The sequence below is a fragment of the Micromonospora parva genome, from assembly GCF_000718515.1.
GTDB classification, from domain to species: domain Bacteria; phylum Actinomycetota; class Actinomycetes; order Mycobacteriales; family Micromonosporaceae; genus Micromonospora; species Micromonospora parva.
Genome location: NZ_JNZS01000047.1, coordinates 1 through 16,893 on the forward strand (window position 1 = coordinate 1; position 16,893 = coordinate 16,893).

The window sequence follows — 16,893 nt, forward strand, 5'->3', positions numbered from 1 at the left end:
GCCCCGCCCCGCCCGCCGATCTTGCACTTTCTGTCCTCGCACAACCGGCATACCGGGATGAAACAACGACAGGAATCGCAAGATCGATGGGGTGCGGCGGGGCCGGGCCGGGCGGGGGTTGCGGCGTGGACGGTGGGTGGTGGGTGGTGACGACAACATCAGGGATGTAGTGGTCTCCGTCGGCAGCGAGGCCACTACATCCCTGATGTTGTGCGGATCTTGCCGCCGGCAGGCGCCAGAGCCGGGCGGCGCCGCGCGGTGAGTGCGCGGCGCGCGGCGGGTGGGGTCAGCTGATCAGGGGGCGGAAGGTGCCTAGGAGGATGCTGGTGGTCAGGGCTGCTGCGGCGAGCATGACGGCCCCGGCGATGAGGAGCGCGTCGGCGCGGGTGAAGTGCTGCCGGCGGGCGACGGTACGGGGGGTGCCGGCGTCGAAGCCACGCGCGTCCATCGCCACGGCCAGCCGGGTGCCTCGACGGATCGCCCCTACCAGCAGGGCGAACGCGGTGGAGGTGAAGAGCCGCAGCTTCGCCACCGGATTGCGTCCCGCGTCGACGCCGCGCGCACGCCGAGCCATGCTGATCATCTGCCACTCCTGGCCGAGCAGCGGCACCAGCCGGAACGCGGCCAGCGCCCCGATGGCGAACCGGGCCGGCGCCTTCGCGTTCTGGATCAACGCGTCGGCCAGGTCGGTGGGGTCGGTGGTCGCGAACACGATCACGCCGGGCAGCGCCACCGCGAACACCCGCAGCACCAGGCCGAGCGCGGTGAGCAGCACGCCGGTGCTCACCAGCACCGGCCCCGCGTCCAGCAGGACCCGACCGGACCGGTCGGCGGCGAACAGCACCAGGGTGACCAGGATGCCGGCGGCGCTGAGCAGCAGGGGCCAGGCCCGTCGGGCCAGTACCCGGTAGCGGATGCCGAACAGCGGCAGCACGGCCAGTTCGAGGGCGATGGCGATCGCCGGGGCGACCGGGTCCAGGGTGGCCAGCAGGATGAACGAGAAGGCGAGTGCGGCGGCGACCTTCGCCACCGGGTTGCGGCGGGCCAACGGCGCGTCCGGCGCGGCGACCGGCTCGATGCTGATCATCGATGGTCGTCCGGGGCGCGGTGCAGGGTGACGGTGCGGTCGGCGAGCGCGGCGACGAAGTCCGCGTCGTGGGTGACGGTGACCACCCCGTGCCCGGCGTCGCGCAGGTCGGCGAAGAGGTCGACCAACTCCCGCCAGGTCCGCCGGTCCTGGCCGAAGGTGGGTTCGTCGCAGATCAACAGGCGGGGCGCGGTGGCCAGGGCGGTCGCCACGCTCAGCCGCCGCGCCTCACCACCGGAGAGGGTGTACGGGTTGGCGGCGGCGAGTCGGGCCAGCCGCAGCCGTTCCAGCAGCCCGGCCACCGTCTCGTTGACCACCGCCTCCGGTTGACCGGTGCGGCGTGGGCCGAGCGCCAGCTCGTCGAAGACGGTGCTGGTGACGAACTGGTGTTCCGGATCCTGGAAGACCGACCCGATCCGCCGGGCCAGCGCGGGCGCCCGCCAGCGATGCGGGGGAGTGCGGTGGTCCGGGCCGGCCAGTTCGGCGGACGCGGTGACCCGCCCACTGCCCGGCCGGAGCAGACCGCCGAGCAGCAACGCCAGGGTGGACTTGCCGGCACCGTTGGGTCCGCGTACGGCGAGTGCCTCACCGGCGCGTACCGACAGGTTGGTGTCGCCCAGCCGGGGTGGCAGGCCGACCTGGTCGGCGGTGAGCAACAGCTCCCCGGGCCCGGCGGTGGCGGCCCGGGGCGTGATGGGGTGACCGGGCACCCAGACGCCCTCGGCGGCCAGGGCGGCGCCGTGGGCGGCGAAGACCGCCTCGGGGGTGCCGTCCGCGCGGACGCCGCCTCCCGGTTCCAGGACGACCACCCGGTCCACCAGTGGCAACGCCTCGGCGACCCGGTGCTCAACCAGGATCAGCGTGGTGTCGACGTCCAGCGCGCCGGCCACCGCGTGCCGGACCAGGTCGGCCCCGGCCGGGTCGAGGTTGGCGGTCGGCTCGTCGAGCAGCAGCAGGGCGGGGCGCAGGGCCAGCGCGCCGGCCAGGGCGAGGCGTTGCTGCTCGCCGCCGGAGAGCGCCGCCGTGCGGCGGTCCCGAGGGTACGGGAAGCCGACCCGGTGCAGGGCCTCGTCGACCCGGGGCCAGATCTCGTCGGCAGGTACCCCCCGGTTCTCCAGCCCGAACGCGACGTCGTCGCCGCAGCGGGCCATCACCAGTTGGGTCTCCGGGTCCTGGAAGACGACGCCGACCCGTTCCCGCCCCTTGCGCGGGTCGAGCCCGTCGATCTCGACGGTGCCCTCCTGCTCGCCGGAGTCGTCGGGAAGCAGCCCGGCCAGCGCGCTGAGCAGGGTGCTCTTGCCGGCCCCCGAGGGCCCGAGCAGCAGCACCCGTTCCCCGACCTCGATGCGCAGGTCGACCCCGCGCAGCGCCCAGGCCCGCCGCCCGGCGTGCCGCCACCCGAACCCCCGCAACACCACAGCGCCCACCGAACCCCCTCCCAACCTGTCCAGCCCCGCCTCATCCACGTTGATCAAGAGGTTTGCGTCAGAAAACCGGCTTCTGTTGACGCAAACCTCTTGATCAACGCCATCGGGTGGGGGTTAGACCAGGGCGCGGTCTCGGCCTACCGGGAAGCGGTCCAGGACGCCGGTGTTGGCCAGGGCCCTGGTCAGCAGCCAGCCGCCCGCGCCGGCGATCACGGTGGCGCTGACGACGGTGAGCAGCGCGTACGGGATGCGGTAGTCGGCCAGCGCGTAGTCGACGTTCCAGACGAAGAAGTCGAACAACGCGGCGCTGAGACCGGTCAGCGCGCCGGCGAGCACGGCTGTCGGCAGCCGGAACGACCGGTACCGGAAGGCGGCGAAGGCCAGCTCGGCGCCGATGCCCTGCACGATCCCCTGCGGGATCACCGTGCCGGCCCACTGGCTGCCCAGCAGCGCGGACAGGACCGCGGCCACGGTCTCGCAGTAGAGCGCGGCACCGGGCTTGCGGATGACCAGCCCACCGATCACCGCCGGCATCAACCAGACGCCGTAGAGCAGCGTCTGCGCCGGCGGGAAGAAGGCGAACGCGCCCTCGGTGGCGCTCCAGACCAGGCCCCAGGCCCAGAAGATGACGCCGAAGGCGACCGCGATCACCGAGGCGACCACGATGTCGATGGTGCGCCAACGGTTGGTGGTGTTGTCCATGATTGCTCCCAGTTCAACGAAGAGAACCAGGAGAAGACGCACGCCGCGTCCGGTGGCACCGGACTGCGGCGCGGCTGGAGGTCGACCGAACTCCCTGCGCTGGCATTACCCAGATCAGGTTCGAGGGTCTGCGGGCGTACCCGCACTCTCAGCGCTGTGCGCTCCCCTGTCGGATATGAAGTTGTCTCGGTGACGCTAACACCGACCCGGGTCGTGGGCCCAGCAGGGCATGCGCCTGACCTGCGGGAGCGGCCGGCCCACCGTCTTCTGGGTACGCTTCCGATCATGCGGGTTGATGCACGAGGCCTCACGTTCGACGTGACAGTCGACGGTCCACCGGACGGCGTACCCGTCCTGCTGCTGCACGGTTTCCCTCAGCACAGCGGTGAGTGGGACGACGTGGTGCCGCGGCTGCACACGGGTGGGCTGCGCACGTACGCGCTGGACCAGCGCGGCTACTCGCCCGGCGCCCGGCCCACGGCGGTGGCCGACTACCGCATCCCCGAACTCGTCGCCGACGTGGTGGCGGTGCTCGACGCGCTGGAGCTGGACGCCGTGCACCTGGTCGGCCACGACTGGGGCGCGGTGGTGGCGTGGGCGGTCGCCGCCCGGCACCCCGACCGGGTCCACACACTGACCGCGGTGTCCGTGCCGCATCCGGCGGCCATGGCGCACGCCCTGAGCACCGACAGCGGACAGAAGGCCCGCTCGTCGTACATGGCGTTGTTCCGCAAGCCGGACAAGGCGGAGAAGGTGCTGCTGGCGTGGCACGCCGCCGCGCTGCGCAAGCTGCTCGGCGGGGTGGGCGACGCGTCCCGGGTGAACAGGTACGCCGACCCGATGCGCGAGCCGGGGGCGCTCACGGCGGCCCTGAACTGGTACCGGGCGATGTCCCGCGCCGACCTGGCCGGCGTCGGCCCGGTCACGGTGCCCACCACGTACGTCTGGAGCGACCGGGACGTCGCCATCGGCCGGACCGCCGCCGAGGCGTGCGCGCCGAACGTCACCGGGGACTACCGCTTCGTGCGGCTGTCCGGGGTGAGTCACTGGATCCCGGACGAGGCGCCGGCCCCACTCGCCGAGGCGATCCTGGCCCGGGCCAGCTAAGTGGCAGGCAATCGAACGACGGAGGACGTATGACGGTGAGTGCCGAGGACTACCTGGCCGTGGTGACCGAGACGATCGGCCGGGTGGCCGCCAGCCAGCGGGAGGCGGTGGGGCGGGCCGCCGACCTGATCGCCGAGGCGGTCCGGGCCGACGGCGTGGTGCACGCGTTCGGCACCGGGCACTCGGAGGCCCTCGCGATGGAGATCGCCGGGCGGGCGGGTGGTCTGGTGCCGACCAACCGGATCGCGCTGCGCGACCTGGTGCTGATCGGCGGCGAGCCGGCCGACCGGCTCGGCCCGCTGCTGGAGCGGGACCCGGCCGTCGCGCACCGCCTCTACGAGCTGGCCCCGGTTCGCCCCACCGACGTCTTCGTGCTCGCCTCGAACTCCGGGGTCAACGGCGCGATGGTGGAGTTCGCCACGCTGGTGAAGGAGCACGGTCACGGGCTGGTGGCGATCACCTCGGCGCAGCACTCCGGCCGGATGACGTCCCGGCACCCGTCGGGGCGCAAGCTGAGCGACCTCGCCGACGTGGTGCTCGACAACGGTGCCCCGTACGGCGACGCGACGCTGCCCCTGCCCGGCGGTGGCGCGGTCGGCGCCGTCTCCTCGATCACCGCGGCGTTGCTGGCCCAGCAGGTGACGGTGGAGGTCGTGGCGCGGTTGCTGGCGGCGGGGCAGCGGCCCCCGGTCTACCTGTCGGCGAACATCCCCGACGGCGACGCGCACAACAACGAGCTGGAAGCCCGGTACGCGGGCCGCATCCGACGCGGGTCCTGACGTTGCCACACGATGAACGGCCGATGTCGTGAACCTGTTTCGCGCTCGGCCGGGTGGGGCATTGGCGTTGCTGCCGGCGGCCGGGACCGCCGGCAGTAGCGTCTCACCGGAGGTAGCGCGTGTCCAAGGAGACCGAGAAGCAGCGTTGGCAGCGCAACTTCGCCGACCTGCTGCAGGAGTTGCGGGTCGCTCAGACTGGCGTTCAGATCCTCTTCGCCTTCCTGCTCACCCTGCCGTTCAGTAACGGGTTCACCAGGACCAGCGAGTTCCAACGCGACGTGTACATCGTGGCGTTGCTCGCGGCGGCCGCCGCCACCGCGATGATCATCTCGCCGGTGGCGTTCCACCGGGCGCTCTTCCGGCAGGGGCGTAAGCCCGAACTGGTGCGGTTCGCCCACCGCATGGCCACCGGCGGTCTCGCCTTCATGCTGATCGCGATGGTCAGCGCCGTCCTGCTGATCACCGACTTCGTGTTGGACCGGCCGATCGCCTTCCTGCTCAGCGCCCTGACCGGGCTGTGGTTCCTCACGTTCTGGATGATCCTGCCGTTCGCCCGGCGCAACTGGGGTGAGGACGACATCGACGACGATGACGACGACCCGGACACGATCGACGGCCGCTGACCCCACCGATCCGCACGCAGCGCTACCCCCGGGTAACAACCGGGGGTAGCGTGACGGTAGTCGCACACGTCGACGCAGCCGCACCGAACTTCGAGGGGGCAGCCGTGACCACGACGCAGAACGGCCGACCGGCACCGGACGGCCCCGACTCCGAAGCCACCGCCCAGGCCGCGGCGCCACTGCCCGCGGAAGCCGGACAGGTCTCCGAGAAGGAGGCCCGGCAGGTCGCCGAAGCCGCCCGAGAGTCCACCTGGGACCGACCCAGCTTCGGCAAGGAGTTGTTCCTCGGCCGCTTCCGGCTCGACCTGATCGACCCGTGGCCCCGATCCGACCCGGACGACGTGGCCCGGGCGGAGGAGTTCCTTGGTCGGTTCCGCGCCTTCCTGGCCTCCGAGGTGGACGGCGCCGCCATCGAACGGGACGGCTCCATACCCGACTCGGTGTTCCACGGCCTGGCTGACCTCGGCGCGTTCGGCATGAAGATCGACCGGAAGTACGGCGGGCTCGGGCTGAGCAACCTGCACTACTGCCGGGCGCTCATGCTGGCCGGCTCGGTCAGCCCGGCCATCGGCGCGCTGCTCTCGGCCCACCAGTCGATCGGTGTGCCACAGCCACTGAAGATGTTCGGCACCGCCGAGCAGAAGCAGCGCTTCCTGCCCCGGCTCGCGGCCGGTGAGGTGTCGGCGTTCCTGCTCACCGAGCCCGACGTCGGCTCCGACCCGGCCCGGCTGGCCACCGTCGCCGAGCCGACCGAGGACGGCACCGGTTACCGGCTCAACGGGGTGAAGCTCTGGGCCACCAACGGCATCGTGGCGACCCTGCTGGTGGTGATGGCCCGGGTGCCGGCCACTGAGGGCCGCCGGGGCGGGATCACCGCGTTCGTGGTGGACGGCGACAGCGAGGGCATCACCGTCGAACGGCGCAACGAGTTCATCGGCCTGCGCGGCCTGGAGAACAGCCTGACCCGGTTCCACGACGTGTTCGTCCCCGCCGAGAACGTCATCGGCGGCGAGGGCAAGGGGCTGAAGATCGCCCTGACCACCCTGAACACCGGCCGGCTCTCACTGCCGGCGATGTGCGTGGGCGCCGGCAAGTGGGCGTTGAACGTGGCCCGTGGCTGGGCCGCCGACCGGGTCCAGTGGGGTCGACCGGTGGGCGAGCACGAAGCGGTCGCGCAGAAGCTGTCCTTCATCGCCGCCACCACGTACGGCATGGAGACCATGCTCGACCTCTGCTGCCTGCTCGCCGACGACGACCGCAACGACATTCGGATCGAAGCGGCGCTGGTCAAGCTGTACGCCAGCGAGATGGCCTGGAAGATCGCCGACGAGCTGGTCCAGATCCGGGGCGGGCGCGGCTACGAGACGGCCGACTCGCTGGCGGCCCGTGGCGAACGCCCGGCCGCCGTCGAGCAGATGCTGCGCGACCTGCGGATCAACCGGATCTTCGAGGGCTCCACCGAGATCATGCACCTGCTGATCGCGCGGGAGGCGGTCGACGCCCACCTGTCGGTGGCCGGCGACATCATCGATCCGGACGCGGGGCTGGGCCGCAAGGCCCGCGCCGGCGCGCGAGCGGGCGCCTTCTACGCGAAGTGGCTACCCACCCTCGCCGTGGGCCGGGGGCAGACCCCCTCGGCGTACGCCGAGTTCGCCCCGCTCGCCGCGCACCTGCGCCAGGTGGAGCGTTCCTCGCGCAAGCTGGCCCGGTCGACGTTCTACGCGATGTCCCGCTGGCAGGGAAAGATGGAACGTAAGCAGGCGTTCCTCGGCCGGGTGGTGGACATCGGCGCCGAGTTGTTCGCGATGTCGGCGGTCTGCGTCCGGGCCACCGCCGAACGTGACAGCCGCCCGGAGAACGTCGAACTGGCCGACCTGTTCTGCCGGCAGGCGCGGGTGCGGGTCGACGCCCTGTTCGCCGCACTCTGGGACAACACCGACTCGGTCGACACCGCCGCCGCGAAGCGCATCCTCGCCGGCCGCTACGCGGGCCTGGAGGAGGGTGTGCTCACCCCGTCCGAGGAGCTGCCCTGGGTGGCCCGCTGGTCGCCCGGTCCGTCCACCGCCGAGGACGTCCGCCGCCGCATCCCCCCGAAGCCGTGAGCGCCGCGCCGCGCGGACTGGCCGCCGTGCCGGCCGGCGGTGCGGGTCGTCGACCGGTCGAGCCGGCGGTGTTGGTCAGCGGGAGACCGCCCAGGCCAGCACCCCCGCCAGGATCAGACCGTTGAGCCCGGCCAGCGCCAGGTACGCCGCAGGCGGGATCTTCTTGCCCCGGCGGACGAAGGAGACCAGGACGGCGGCGTAGCCGAGCAGCAGGACGGCGATGACGACGAGGAAGTAGAACACCCGACGACCTTAGCGGCCCCGACCGCGCAGGCCGAGTTGGCGCAGCTCCAAGGCGGCCAGGGCGTCGACAGTCGCGTCGTCGCCGCGACGCCACGCCTCGGCGACGTCCGGGCCGATCCGGGTCAGCTGGCCCAGCGGCTGGGTGGCCAGCGCGCGCAGGGCGAGCAGGTCCCGACCGGCCGGCCCGGCGGCCAGCTTCGCCGCCGACCCGGCCCGGCGCATCCAGCGGACCCGCAACGGCAGCCAACCGAGGAGAACGATGCCGAGCGGGAAGATCAGCACCGCGATGGCCAGGGCGAGGGCCAACTGGTCGACCAGATGCTGCTGGTCGCGGCCGGCGTCGGCGAGCGACCGGGCGGCGTCGGCGGCGCGTTGGAACGGGGCGGTGAGCTCGTCGCCGACCAACGGCACCCGGCCGACCTTGCTGCCGGCGTCACCCAGGTTGTCGGCGAGGCCACTACCGGCGCCCTCCAGCTTCTGCCCCGGTACGGCGAGCTTCTGCACCAGGTCGTGCAGCCACAGCGCGCCGCGGATCGCCGCGTACACCCAGGCGACGACGAGCAGGTCGGTGAGCACCTGACGGACGGCGGTCGGAAACCGATCGGCATAGATTTTCACGCCGGTCAGCGTGCCACGAACGTCCCGCTCCGTGCAGCAGTGATGTGAGCGCGGCACGCGACCGGCCGGCGACGGCACCGGAGCGTTGCGCCAGCGGCGGTGCCGCTGGTCAGCGGGGGCAGGTCGGGCAGGTGCCGAAGATCTCCAGGGTGTGGCTGACGTCGGCGTAGCCGTGCTGCGCGGCGACCCGGTCGGCCCAGCTCTCCACGGCCGGGCCGGCCACCTCGACGGTACGACCGCAGACCCGGCAGACCAGGTGGTGGTGGTGCCCCTCGCTGCACCGGCGGTAGAGGTGCTCGCCGCCCGGCGGGCGCATCACGTCGATCTCACCCGCGTCGGCCAACCCCTGCAGGGTGCGGTAGACGGTGGTCAGGCCGACCCGCTCGCCGCGCTGGCGCAGCATCGCGTGCAGGTCCTGAGCGCTGTGGAAGCCTTCCATCTCGCCCAGCAGCGCGCTCACCGCCGAGCGTTGCCGGGTGTTGCGCACCGCGGCGCCGCTCTCGCTCATGATCCCTCCCCGGCGTGGCTGACCGCGTCCGCCACGATGTGCGCGACATGTTCGTCGACCAGGCTGTAGGCGATCTCCCGACCTCGGCGGGAGCCGCGCACCACGCCCGCTCCGCGCAACACCCGCAGGTGCTGCGAGACCAGCGGTTGCGCGGCCCCGAGCTTCTCGACCAGCTCGTGCACGCACCGCTCGCCGCCGGCCAGCTCACTGACGATGGCCAGCCGAATGGGCGCGGACAGGGCGCGGAGCAACTCGCTGGCCCCGTCGAATCCGTCGTAGCCCGTCGCGCTGGTCATCCTGCAACGGTAACCAATACCACCGACGTCCACCGCGCAGGCTCAGCTCAGCACGACCTCGTGCGGCTCCGGTGCCGGTGCGGCGGTCGGCGTCGTGCGGCGGCGCACCACCCGCCAGACACCGCCCGCCACGGCCACCACCAGGAACGAGGCGATCGCCACCAGCACCACCGACGCGCCCGGCGCGGTGTCCGCGGTGGCCGCCACCCAGACACCCGAGCCGGCGGCGAACAACCCGAGCGCCATCGCGGCCGCCATCGTGCTGCGGAAACCCCGGGTGACCTGCTGAGCGGTGGCGACCGGCACCACCATCAGCGCGCTGATCAGCAGCACCCCGACGGCCCGCATGGCGATGGTCACGGTGACCGCCGTGGCGACCGCGATCAGCAGGTTCAGCGTGCGGACCGGGAGGCCGGAGACCCGGGCGTACTCCTCGTCGTGGCTCACCGCGAACAGCGCCGGGCGCAGCGCGATCATCGTGACCAGGATCGCCGCGCCGAGCACCGCGATGGTGGTCAGGTCGGCGGGCGAGATGGTGGTCAGCGACCCGAACAGGTACGCGTTCAGGTTCGCGCTCGTCGCGTCGGAAAGACCGACCAGGAGTACGCCGCCCGCGATACCGCCGTAGAAGAGCAGGGCCAGGGCAAGATCACCGGAGGTACGCCCGCGAGCGCGGACGATCTCGATGGCGATCGCGCCGATGGTGGCGGCGATCACCGCCACCAGCACCGGTGAGCGGTTGAGCAGCAGCCCCGCCCCAACCCCGGTCAGCGCCACGTGCCCCACCCCGTCGCCGATCAACGCCAGCCGGCGCTGCACCAGGTAGATGCCGAGCGCCGGCGCGGCCAGGCCGATCACCAGCGCGCCGATCAGGGCGCGCTGCATGTAGGGGTACTGGAAGAGTTCCATGGGTCAGTTGCTCCACAGCCCGGCGGGCTCGTCGTAGCAGTGCGGGTGCACGTGGTCGTGGTCGGGCTCCGCGTGGTGGCCGGCCGGGTCCGGCACCGCGCCGTCATGGGCGATGCGACCCTCGTGGACGACCACGGCCCGGCTGATCACCGGGCGCAGCGGGCCCAGCTCGTGGGCGACGAGCAGCACGGTCCCGCCACGGGCGACGAAGTCGCGCAGCGCGCCGGCGAACGCCTCCTGACTGGCCGCGTCCACCCCGGCGGTCGGCTCGTCGAGGACCAGCAGCTCCGGCTCGCCGGCCAGGGCGCGGGCGATCAGGGTGCGCTGCTGCTGGCCGCCGGAGAGCGTGGACACCGGGTCGCCGGCCCGGTCGGCGAGCCCGACCGCGCGCAGCGCCGCGTCGACGGCGGCCCGGTCGGCCCGACCCGGCGGACGCAGCACCCCTCGACGGGCCAGCCGGCCGGAGGCCACCACCTCGCGGACGGTGGCCGGCACGCCGCCGCCGGCGCCCAGGCGCTGCGGGACGTACCCGATGCGCGCCCACTGTCGGAAACGGCGCAACGGCCGGTCGAAGAGGGTGACCGAGCCGGCGCTGATCGGCACCAGGCCGAGCACGGCGCGGATCAGGGTGGACTTGCCGGAGCCGTTGGCGCCGAGAATCGCGACCACCTCGCCCGCGCCCACGGTGAGCGAGATGTCCCGGAGCACGGGGCGGCCGTCGTAGCCGACCACCCCGTGCTCGACGGTGATGACAGGTGAGGTCACGAGCAGCCCAGGGCGGTCTGCAGGGTCCGCAGGTTGGTGCGCATCACCGAAAGGTAGTCCCCGTCGCTGCCGGCGGCGAGCCCTTCGATCGGGTCGAGCACGGCGGTCTTCGCGCCGACCTGACCGGCGATGGTCTCGGCCACCTTCGGGCTGACCAGGGTCTCGAAGAAGATCGTGGTGGCCTGGTGCTCCTTCGCCTCCTCGATCACGTGCGCGAGGCGCTGCGGCGAGGGCTCGACGTCGGGGCTCAGCCCGGTGATGCCGACCTGGTCGAGCTGGTACCGGTCGGCGAGGTAGCCGAACGCGGCGTGGCTGGTCACGATCTCCCGCCGCTGGCAGGTCGCCAGACCGTGCTTGAACTCGTCGTCAAGCGTCGTCAGATCGGCGCGCAGGGCCGCCGCCCGGGCGGTGTAGTCGGCGGCGTGGTCCGGGTCGGCAGTGCCGAGTCGCTGGGCGAGCTGGTCGCCGATGCCGGCCAACCGGGTCGGGTCGAGCCAGACGTGCGGATCCTTGCCGCCGCTCTCCTCGGTGTGCCCCTCCTCGCCCTCGTGGTCGTGGCCGCCGGCGGACGCGTCCAGCAGCGGCTGCACGCTTGTCACGTCGAACGCCCGGTCGCCGCCGTTCTGGGCCACGGCGTCGTCCACCGCCGGCTGGAACCCCTTGAGGTAGACGATCAGCTCGGCGTCGCTGACCTCACCGACCTGGCTCGGGTTGAGTTCCAGGTCGTGCGGCTCGGCGCCGGGCTTGGCCAGGTTGGTGACCCGGACCGCGTCGCCGCCGATCCGCTCGGCCAGGAACTGGAGGGGGTAGAACGCGGCCACCACGTCGACTCGTTGCGGGTCGGCGCCGGCGCCGCTGGAGGAACAGCCGGCCCCTGCGGCCAGGGTGAGCAGGGCGGTCGCGGCGGCCAGGACACGGTACGTGGTGCGGTTGGTCATGTCGTCAACTGTCCGTGGCAACGATAATGATTGTCAAAAACGCATGATTGCATGTCAGAGGAGCTTCGCGAGACCCACCGTCACCAGCAGGGTGAGCATCACCAGCCGGATCAGCCGGGTCTGCGGCGCCTGAACCGCCCAGGTCGTCGCCAACAGGGCGATCAGGACCCCGGCGAGCGCGAGCGTCAGCAGCCCGCCGATCACCCCGGGCGTGAAGAACGCCACCAGCACCACCACCAGGGTGAGCAGGAACACCGACGTCGGGTTCGCCCCGGCCAACCGGGCGAGCAGAGGGCGCTGCGTACGCTGCATCCCACAGACTCTACGAGGAGGAACCCCCGGTGCTGGTGACCAACCGGTTCGTGGTCGACGTCGATACCGCCGACGACTTCACCGAACGGGCGCACGCCGCCCTCACCGCGCTGGCCGCCCGCCCCGGCTACCTGCGCGGTCAACTGGTCCGGGCACTCGACGACCCCCGGCACTGGTCACTGGTCACCGAATGGGAGTCGGTCGGCACCTACCGGCGGGCCCTGGGCGCCTTCGAGGTCAAGGTCAGCGCCGTACCGCTGCTCGCGGAGTCGATCGACGAACCCTCCGCCTACGAGGCACTGGCCACCGCCGCCCCCGGCGGGGCCGTGGTCGTCGCCGAGAGTGATCGGGCCGCGGGTCCTTACCGCTGAGCCGCCGGACACTACGCTGCTCCTATGACCGCACCCGCCCCGCCACCCGGTCCCGGCGTGGCTCCGCCGTTCGCCGCGCCCCCCACCGAGGGCCGCCGGACCCGGCTCTGGATCGGCCTCGGCGTCGGCGCGCTCGCCGTGGCGCTCTGCTGCGGCGGGGGTGGCACCGCCGTCGTCGGCCTGGCCGTCAGCGGAGTCCAGGCGATCCGGGAACAGGGCCGCACCGTGACCGGCGACTACTACCAGGCGCTGGTCGAGCGGGACTATGGGCGGGCGTACGACCAGCTCTGCGACGACGCGCAGCGGCGTGAGTCCCGGCCGGAGTTCGAGCGGCGCGCCGCCGCCGAGCCGCAGGTGACCGCGTTCCGGGTGGGTGAGGTCGACACCACCTACCTGACCGTGCCGGTCGACGTGACCCTTGCCGGCGGCGATCGGGAGCGGCAACAGGTCAGCCTCGGCCAGGACGGGCAGACCGGCGGCGTGGAGGTCTGCGAGGTCAGCTGACCCGTCCCCGGTATTCTGCTGGGGCTCGGGGGGTCGATCGTCGTACCGTGGTCCCCGAACCGACCGTTCCATCCACATCTCGCCCCCGCCGACCGCCAGCCGGCGTAGGAGGAAACATGCCAGCCGACCGTATCGACGCCGTCGTCAGCCTCGCCAAGCGCCGAGGCTTCGTCTTCCCCTCCAGTGAGATCTACGGGGGCACCCGATCGGCGTGGGACTACGGTCCGCTCGGCGTGGAGCTCAAGGAGAACGTCCGCCGGCAGTGGTGGAAGACCATGGTCCAGCAGCGCGACGACGTCGTCGGCCTGGACTCCGCCGTGATCCTGGCCCGGAAGGTGTGGGAGGCGTCCGGCCACATCGCCGAGTTCGTCGACCCGCTCACCGAGTGCCAGTTCTGTCACAAGCGGTTCCGCGCGGACCACCTTGAGGAGGCGTACGCCGAGAAGCACGGCAAGCCGCTCACCTCCCTGTCGGAGCTGAACTGCCCCAACTGCGGCAACAAGGGCACCTTCACCGAGCCGAAGATGTTCAACGGCCTGATGAAGACCTACCTGGGCCCGGTGGAGAGCGACGAAGGGCTGCACTACCTGCGCCCGGAGACCGCACAGGGCATCTTCGTCAACTACAAGAACGTCGAGACGGTCGCCCGCAAGAAGCCGCCGTTCGGCATCGCGCAGACCGGCAAGTCGTTCCGCAACGAGATCACCCCGGGCAACTTCATCTTCCGGACCCGCGAGTTCGAGCAGATGGAGATGGAATTCTTCGTCGAGCCGGGCACCGACGAGCAGTGGCACGAGTACTGGCTCCAGGAGCGCTGGAACTGGTACCTCGACCTGGGCCTCTCGGCGGACAACCTGCGCCTGTACGAGCACCCCAAGGAGAAGCTGTCGCACTACTCGAAGCGGACTGTGGATATTGAGTACCGCTTCCAGTTCGGCGGCACCGAGTTCGCCGAGCTGGAGGGTGTCGCCAACCGCACCGACTTCGACCTCTCCACGCACAGCAAGCACTCCGGCGTCGACCTGTCGTACTTCGACCAGAGCAAGAGCGAGCGGTGGATGCCGTACGTCATCGAGCCGGCCGCCGGTCTGACCCGGGCGGTGCTCGCCTTCCTGCTGGAGGCGTACGACGAGGACGAGGCGCCGAACACCAAGGGCGGCGTGGACAAGCGCACCGTGATGCGGTTCGACCCGAGGCTCGCCCCGGTCAAGGTGGCGGTGCTGCCGCTGTCCCGCAACGAGGCGCTGTCGCCCAAGGCGAAGGACCTCGCCACGCTGCTGCGCAAGCGCTGGGTGGTGGAGTTCGACGACTCGCAGGCGATCGGCCGCCGCTACCGCCGGCAGGACGAGATCGGCACCCCGTTCTGCGTCACCGTCGACTTCGACACCCTGGACGACAACGCCGTGACGGTGCGCAACCGGGACACCATGGCCCAGGAGCGGGTCTCCCTGGACCAGGTCGAGCGCTACCTGATCGAGCGACTCCCGGGCTGCTGAGACTCCGCCCACGGGGCCTCGGCCGACGCGATCAGCGCCGGTCGGGGCCCCGTACACTTGTGCGGTGACTGCCTCGACCGTGCCGGCGCTGCGCCCGCTGACTCTCGGCCAGCACCAGGTGTGGCCGCCTGTCGTGCTCGCGCCGATGGCCGGGATCACCAACGTCGGGTTCCGCCAGCTCTGCCGTGAGCAGGGCGGCGGCATCTACGTCTGCGAGATGATCACCACTCGGGCGCTGGTCGAGCGCAACCCGAAGACGCTGCGCATGATCGCGTTCGGCGACGACGAGAAGCCCCGCAGCCTCCAGCTCTACGGCACCGACCCGGAGATCACCGCCGCCGCCGTGCGGATCGTCGTCGAGCGCAACCTGGCCGATCACATCGACCTCAACTTCGGCTGCCCCGTACCCAAGGTCACCCGGCGTGGCGGCGGCGCGGCGCTGCCGTGGCGGCGCCGGCTTTTCGCGCGGCTGGTGCGGGCCGCGGTGGCTGCCGCGGCGCCGTCCGGGGTGCCCGTCACGGTCAAGATGCGCAAGGGCATCGACGACGACCACCTGACGTACGTCGAAGCCGGGCTCGCCGCCCAGGACGCCGGCGTGGCCGCGGTGGCCCTGCACGGGCGAACGGCCTCGCAGCGCTACTCCGGCACCGCCGACTGGGACGCGATCGCCACCCTCAAGCAGGCCCTCGACGTGCCGGTGCTCGGCAACGGCGACATCTGGGAGGCCGACGACGCGCTGCGGATGGTGGCCCACACCGGCGTCGACGGCGTGGTCGTCGGGCGCGGCTGCCTGGGCCGGCCGTGGCTCTTCGCCGACCTGGAAGCCGCCTTCAACGGTCGGCCGGAGCGGCGGCTGCCCACCCTCGGCGAGGTGGCGGTGACCATGCGGCGGCACGCCGAACTGCTGGTTGACCAGTTCAGCGCCGGCGCGCGCAACCCGGCCCGAGGCGAACGCGACGGCTGCACCGACTTCCGCAAGCACGTCGCCTGGTATCTCAAGGGCTTTCCGGTCGGCGGCGAGCTGCGCCGCTCCCTGGCGATGATCGAAAGCCTGGCCCAGCTCGACGACCTGCTCGGCAAGCTCGACCCGGCGGAGCCGTTCCCGGTGACCGCCCTCGGGCAGCCGCGCGGGCGCACCAACTCGCCGGGCAAGGTCGCCCTGCCAGACGGTTGGCTGGCCAGCCGGGACGACGACACCGTCCCCGAGGGCGCCGAGATGGACGACTCCGGCGGCTGAACCCTCGGTCCGCGACGGGTCGCCGTCGGCGGGCGCGTCTCTGCCGGGGCGCGCGACCAGGTCGCGCCGGGCGCAGGGGGCGCGTCTCTGCCGGGGCGCGCGACCAGGTCGCGCCGGGCGCAGGGGGCGCGTCTCTGCCGGGGCGCGCAACCAGGTCGCGCCGGGCGCAGGGGGTCGGACATAGGTGTACGGCAGGCTGTAGAGCTGATGTCGTAAACGAGTCATGACCTCAGCTCGTCATGACCTCAGCTCGGAGTGCGCTGCTCGGCGCTGCCGCCGAACTTCTACGGCCACCAATACCCCGTCGTTGCCTGCGGGCGGGGTTGCCTGCGCGTCGCGTCGCGTTGCCCCGGCAAGGCGTTGCCCCGGCAAGGCGTTGCCTGGGTGCGGGGTTGCCTGCGCGTCGCGTTGCCTGCGCGTCGCGTTGCCTGCGTGCGGCGTTACCCCGCTCGGCGTTGCCCCGGCAAGGCGTCGCCTGGGTGCGGGGTTGCCTGCGCGTCGCGTTGCCTGCGCGTCGCGTTGCCTGCGTGCGGCGTTACCCCGCTCGGCGTTGCCCCGGCAAGTTGCCCTCGCGCGGTGTTGCCCTCGCGCGGCCCTTGCAGCAGGACCAAGTGCTGCCACCGCAATGCCCTGGATGCCGTCGCGACGCTGATTCGTCTACGACATCAGCTCCAAAGGATCCGTGACCCCAACCAAGGGGCTCGCCCCGGGCGCTCGTTGCCATGATGCGCGCAACTTCCAGGATGTTGGTGTCTCCTGCGTGTCTGAGGCAGCAACATCCTGGAAGTTGTGAGGATCTTGGGCGCGGGGCGCGGGGCGCGGGGCGCGGGGCGCGGGGCGCGGCCTGGACATGCTGAAGGGCCGGGCCC

19 protein-coding genes and 1 riboswitch are annotated in these 16,893 nt (G+C 72.0%); of the genes, 8 read left to right on the forward strand and 11 right to left on the reverse strand.

Features of this window, described 5'->3' with window-relative positions; all coding sequences use genetic code 11:
* Positions 1–286: 286 nt before the first annotated feature.
* The 3 genes from IF22_RS0132105 to IF22_RS0132115 form a co-directional block, all read right to left on the reverse strand.
* On the reverse strand, positions 287–1,087 hold the full coding sequence (locus IF22_RS0132105; RefSeq protein ID WP_030338167.1) for an energy-coupling factor transporter transmembrane component T family protein: 801 nt from the start codon (positions 1,085–1,087) through the stop codon (positions 287–289).
* Positions 1,084–2,514 (reverse strand): ABC transporter ATP-binding protein, encoded by a 1,431-nt coding sequence (locus tag IF22_RS0132110; protein ID WP_030338169.1) that lies wholly within the window; start codon positions 2,512–2,514, stop codon positions 1,084–1,086. The genes IF22_RS0132105 and IF22_RS0132110 overlap by 4 nt, the downstream gene beginning before the upstream one ends.
* A gap of 114 nt (positions 2,515–2,628) precedes the next feature.
* Positions 2,629–3,216 carry an ECF transporter S component gene (locus IF22_RS0132115; RefSeq protein WP_030338170.1) on the reverse strand — a complete coding sequence of 196 codons (588 nt, stop codon included), beginning with the start codon at positions 3,214–3,216 and terminating at the stop codon, positions 2,629–2,631.
* A 73-nt stretch (positions 3,217–3,289) separates the two neighbouring features.
* Positions 3,290–3,394: riboswitch (TPP riboswitch) on the reverse strand.
* A 107-nt stretch (positions 3,395–3,501) separates the two neighbouring features.
* On the opposite strand from IF22_RS0132115, the gene IF22_RS0132120 reads away from it, so the two are divergent.
* The 4 genes from IF22_RS0132120 to IF22_RS0132135 all read left to right on the forward strand — a co-directional run bounded on the left by IF22_RS0132120 (position 3,502) and on the right by IF22_RS0132135 (position 7,827).
* Positions 3,502–4,323, forward strand: a complete 822-nt coding sequence (locus tag IF22_RS0132120) for an alpha/beta fold hydrolase (RefSeq protein WP_030338172.1) — start codon at positions 3,502–3,504, stop codon at positions 4,321–4,323.
* A 29-nt stretch (positions 4,324–4,352) separates the two neighbouring features.
* A complete protein-coding gene (locus IF22_RS0132125; protein ID WP_030338174.1) occupies positions 4,353–5,102 on the forward strand; it encodes a sugar isomerase domain-containing protein in 750 nt (249 codons plus the stop codon).
* A gap of 119 nt (positions 5,103–5,221) precedes the next feature.
* Entirely contained in the window at positions 5,222–5,725 is a 504-nt protein-coding gene (locus tag IF22_RS0132130) for a DUF6328 family protein (protein ID WP_030338176.1), read from the forward strand.
* Between the two features lie 104 nt (positions 5,726–5,829).
* Positions 5,830–7,827, forward strand: a complete 1,998-nt coding sequence (locus IF22_RS0132135) for an acyl-CoA dehydrogenase family protein (protein WP_030338178.1) — start codon at positions 5,830–5,832, stop codon at positions 7,825–7,827.
* Positions 7,828–7,902: 75 nt separating this feature from the next.
* Here the strand turns inward: IF22_RS0132135 and IF22_RS35545 are convergent, their stop codons facing one another.
* From IF22_RS35545 to IF22_RS0132175, 8 genes are all read right to left on the reverse strand, one after another.
* Entirely contained in the window at positions 7,903–8,070 is a 168-nt protein-coding gene (locus tag IF22_RS35545) for a hypothetical protein (RefSeq protein ID WP_167337361.1), read from the reverse strand.
* 9 nt (positions 8,071–8,079) lie between these two features.
* Positions 8,080–8,688, reverse strand: coding sequence for a hypothetical protein (locus tag IF22_RS0132145; RefSeq protein WP_030338180.1), 609 nt, complete (start codon positions 8,686–8,688; stop codon positions 8,080–8,082).
* 109 nt (positions 8,689–8,797) lie between these two features.
* Positions 8,798–9,196, reverse strand: a complete 399-nt coding sequence (locus tag IF22_RS0132150) for a Fur family transcriptional regulator (protein ID WP_030338188.1) — start codon at positions 9,194–9,196, stop codon at positions 8,798–8,800.
* The gene (locus IF22_RS0132155; RefSeq protein WP_030338189.1) at positions 9,193–9,492 is read right to left on the reverse strand and encodes an ArsR/SmtB family transcription factor; all 300 of its coding nucleotides are present in this window, start codon (positions 9,490–9,492) and stop codon (positions 9,193–9,195) included. Before IF22_RS0132155 ends, IF22_RS0132150 begins: the two co-directional genes overlap by 4 nt.
* Positions 9,493–9,534: 42 nt before the next feature.
* Positions 9,535–10,401, reverse strand: a complete 867-nt coding sequence (locus tag IF22_RS0132160; RefSeq protein WP_030338190.1) for a metal ABC transporter permease — start codon at positions 10,399–10,401, stop codon at positions 9,535–9,537.
* Positions 10,402–10,404: 3 nt separating this feature from the next.
* Complete coding sequence (locus IF22_RS0132165; RefSeq protein ID WP_030338193.1) at positions 10,405–11,166, reverse strand: metal ABC transporter ATP-binding protein; 762 nt, start codon at positions 11,164–11,166, stop codon at positions 10,405–10,407.
* Positions 11,163–12,104, reverse strand: coding sequence for a metal ABC transporter substrate-binding protein (locus IF22_RS0132170; RefSeq protein ID WP_030338195.1), 942 nt, complete (start codon positions 12,102–12,104; stop codon positions 11,163–11,165). Before IF22_RS0132170 ends, IF22_RS0132165 begins: the two co-directional genes overlap by 4 nt.
* Positions 12,105–12,158: 54 nt before the next feature.
* Entirely contained in the window at positions 12,159–12,416 is a 258-nt protein-coding gene (locus tag IF22_RS0132175; RefSeq protein ID WP_030338196.1) for a hypothetical protein, read from the reverse strand.
* 29 nt (positions 12,417–12,445) lie between these two features.
* Between IF22_RS0132175 and IF22_RS0132180 the strand changes: the two genes are divergently transcribed.
* From IF22_RS0132180 to dusB, 4 genes are all read left to right on the forward strand, one after another.
* Complete coding sequence (locus IF22_RS0132180) at positions 12,446–12,787, forward strand: antibiotic biosynthesis monooxygenase family protein (RefSeq protein WP_030338198.1); 342 nt, start codon at positions 12,446–12,448, stop codon at positions 12,785–12,787.
* A gap of 24 nt (positions 12,788–12,811) precedes the next feature.
* Positions 12,812–13,291 carry a hypothetical protein gene (locus IF22_RS0132185; RefSeq protein ID WP_030338200.1) on the forward strand — a complete coding sequence of 160 codons (480 nt, stop codon included), beginning with the start codon at positions 12,812–12,814 and terminating at the stop codon, positions 13,289–13,291.
* Positions 13,292–13,407: 116 nt separating this feature from the next.
* The gene (locus tag IF22_RS0132190) at positions 13,408–14,787 is read left to right on the forward strand and encodes a glycine--tRNA ligase (protein WP_030338202.1); all 1,380 of its coding nucleotides are present in this window, start codon (positions 13,408–13,410) and stop codon (positions 14,785–14,787) included.
* A 64-nt stretch (positions 14,788–14,851) separates the two neighbouring features.
* Positions 14,852–16,024, forward strand: a complete 1,173-nt coding sequence (gene dusB, locus IF22_RS0132195; RefSeq protein WP_030338204.1) for a tRNA dihydrouridine synthase DusB — start codon at positions 14,852–14,854, stop codon at positions 16,022–16,024.
* Positions 16,025–16,893: the final 869 nt, after the last annotated feature.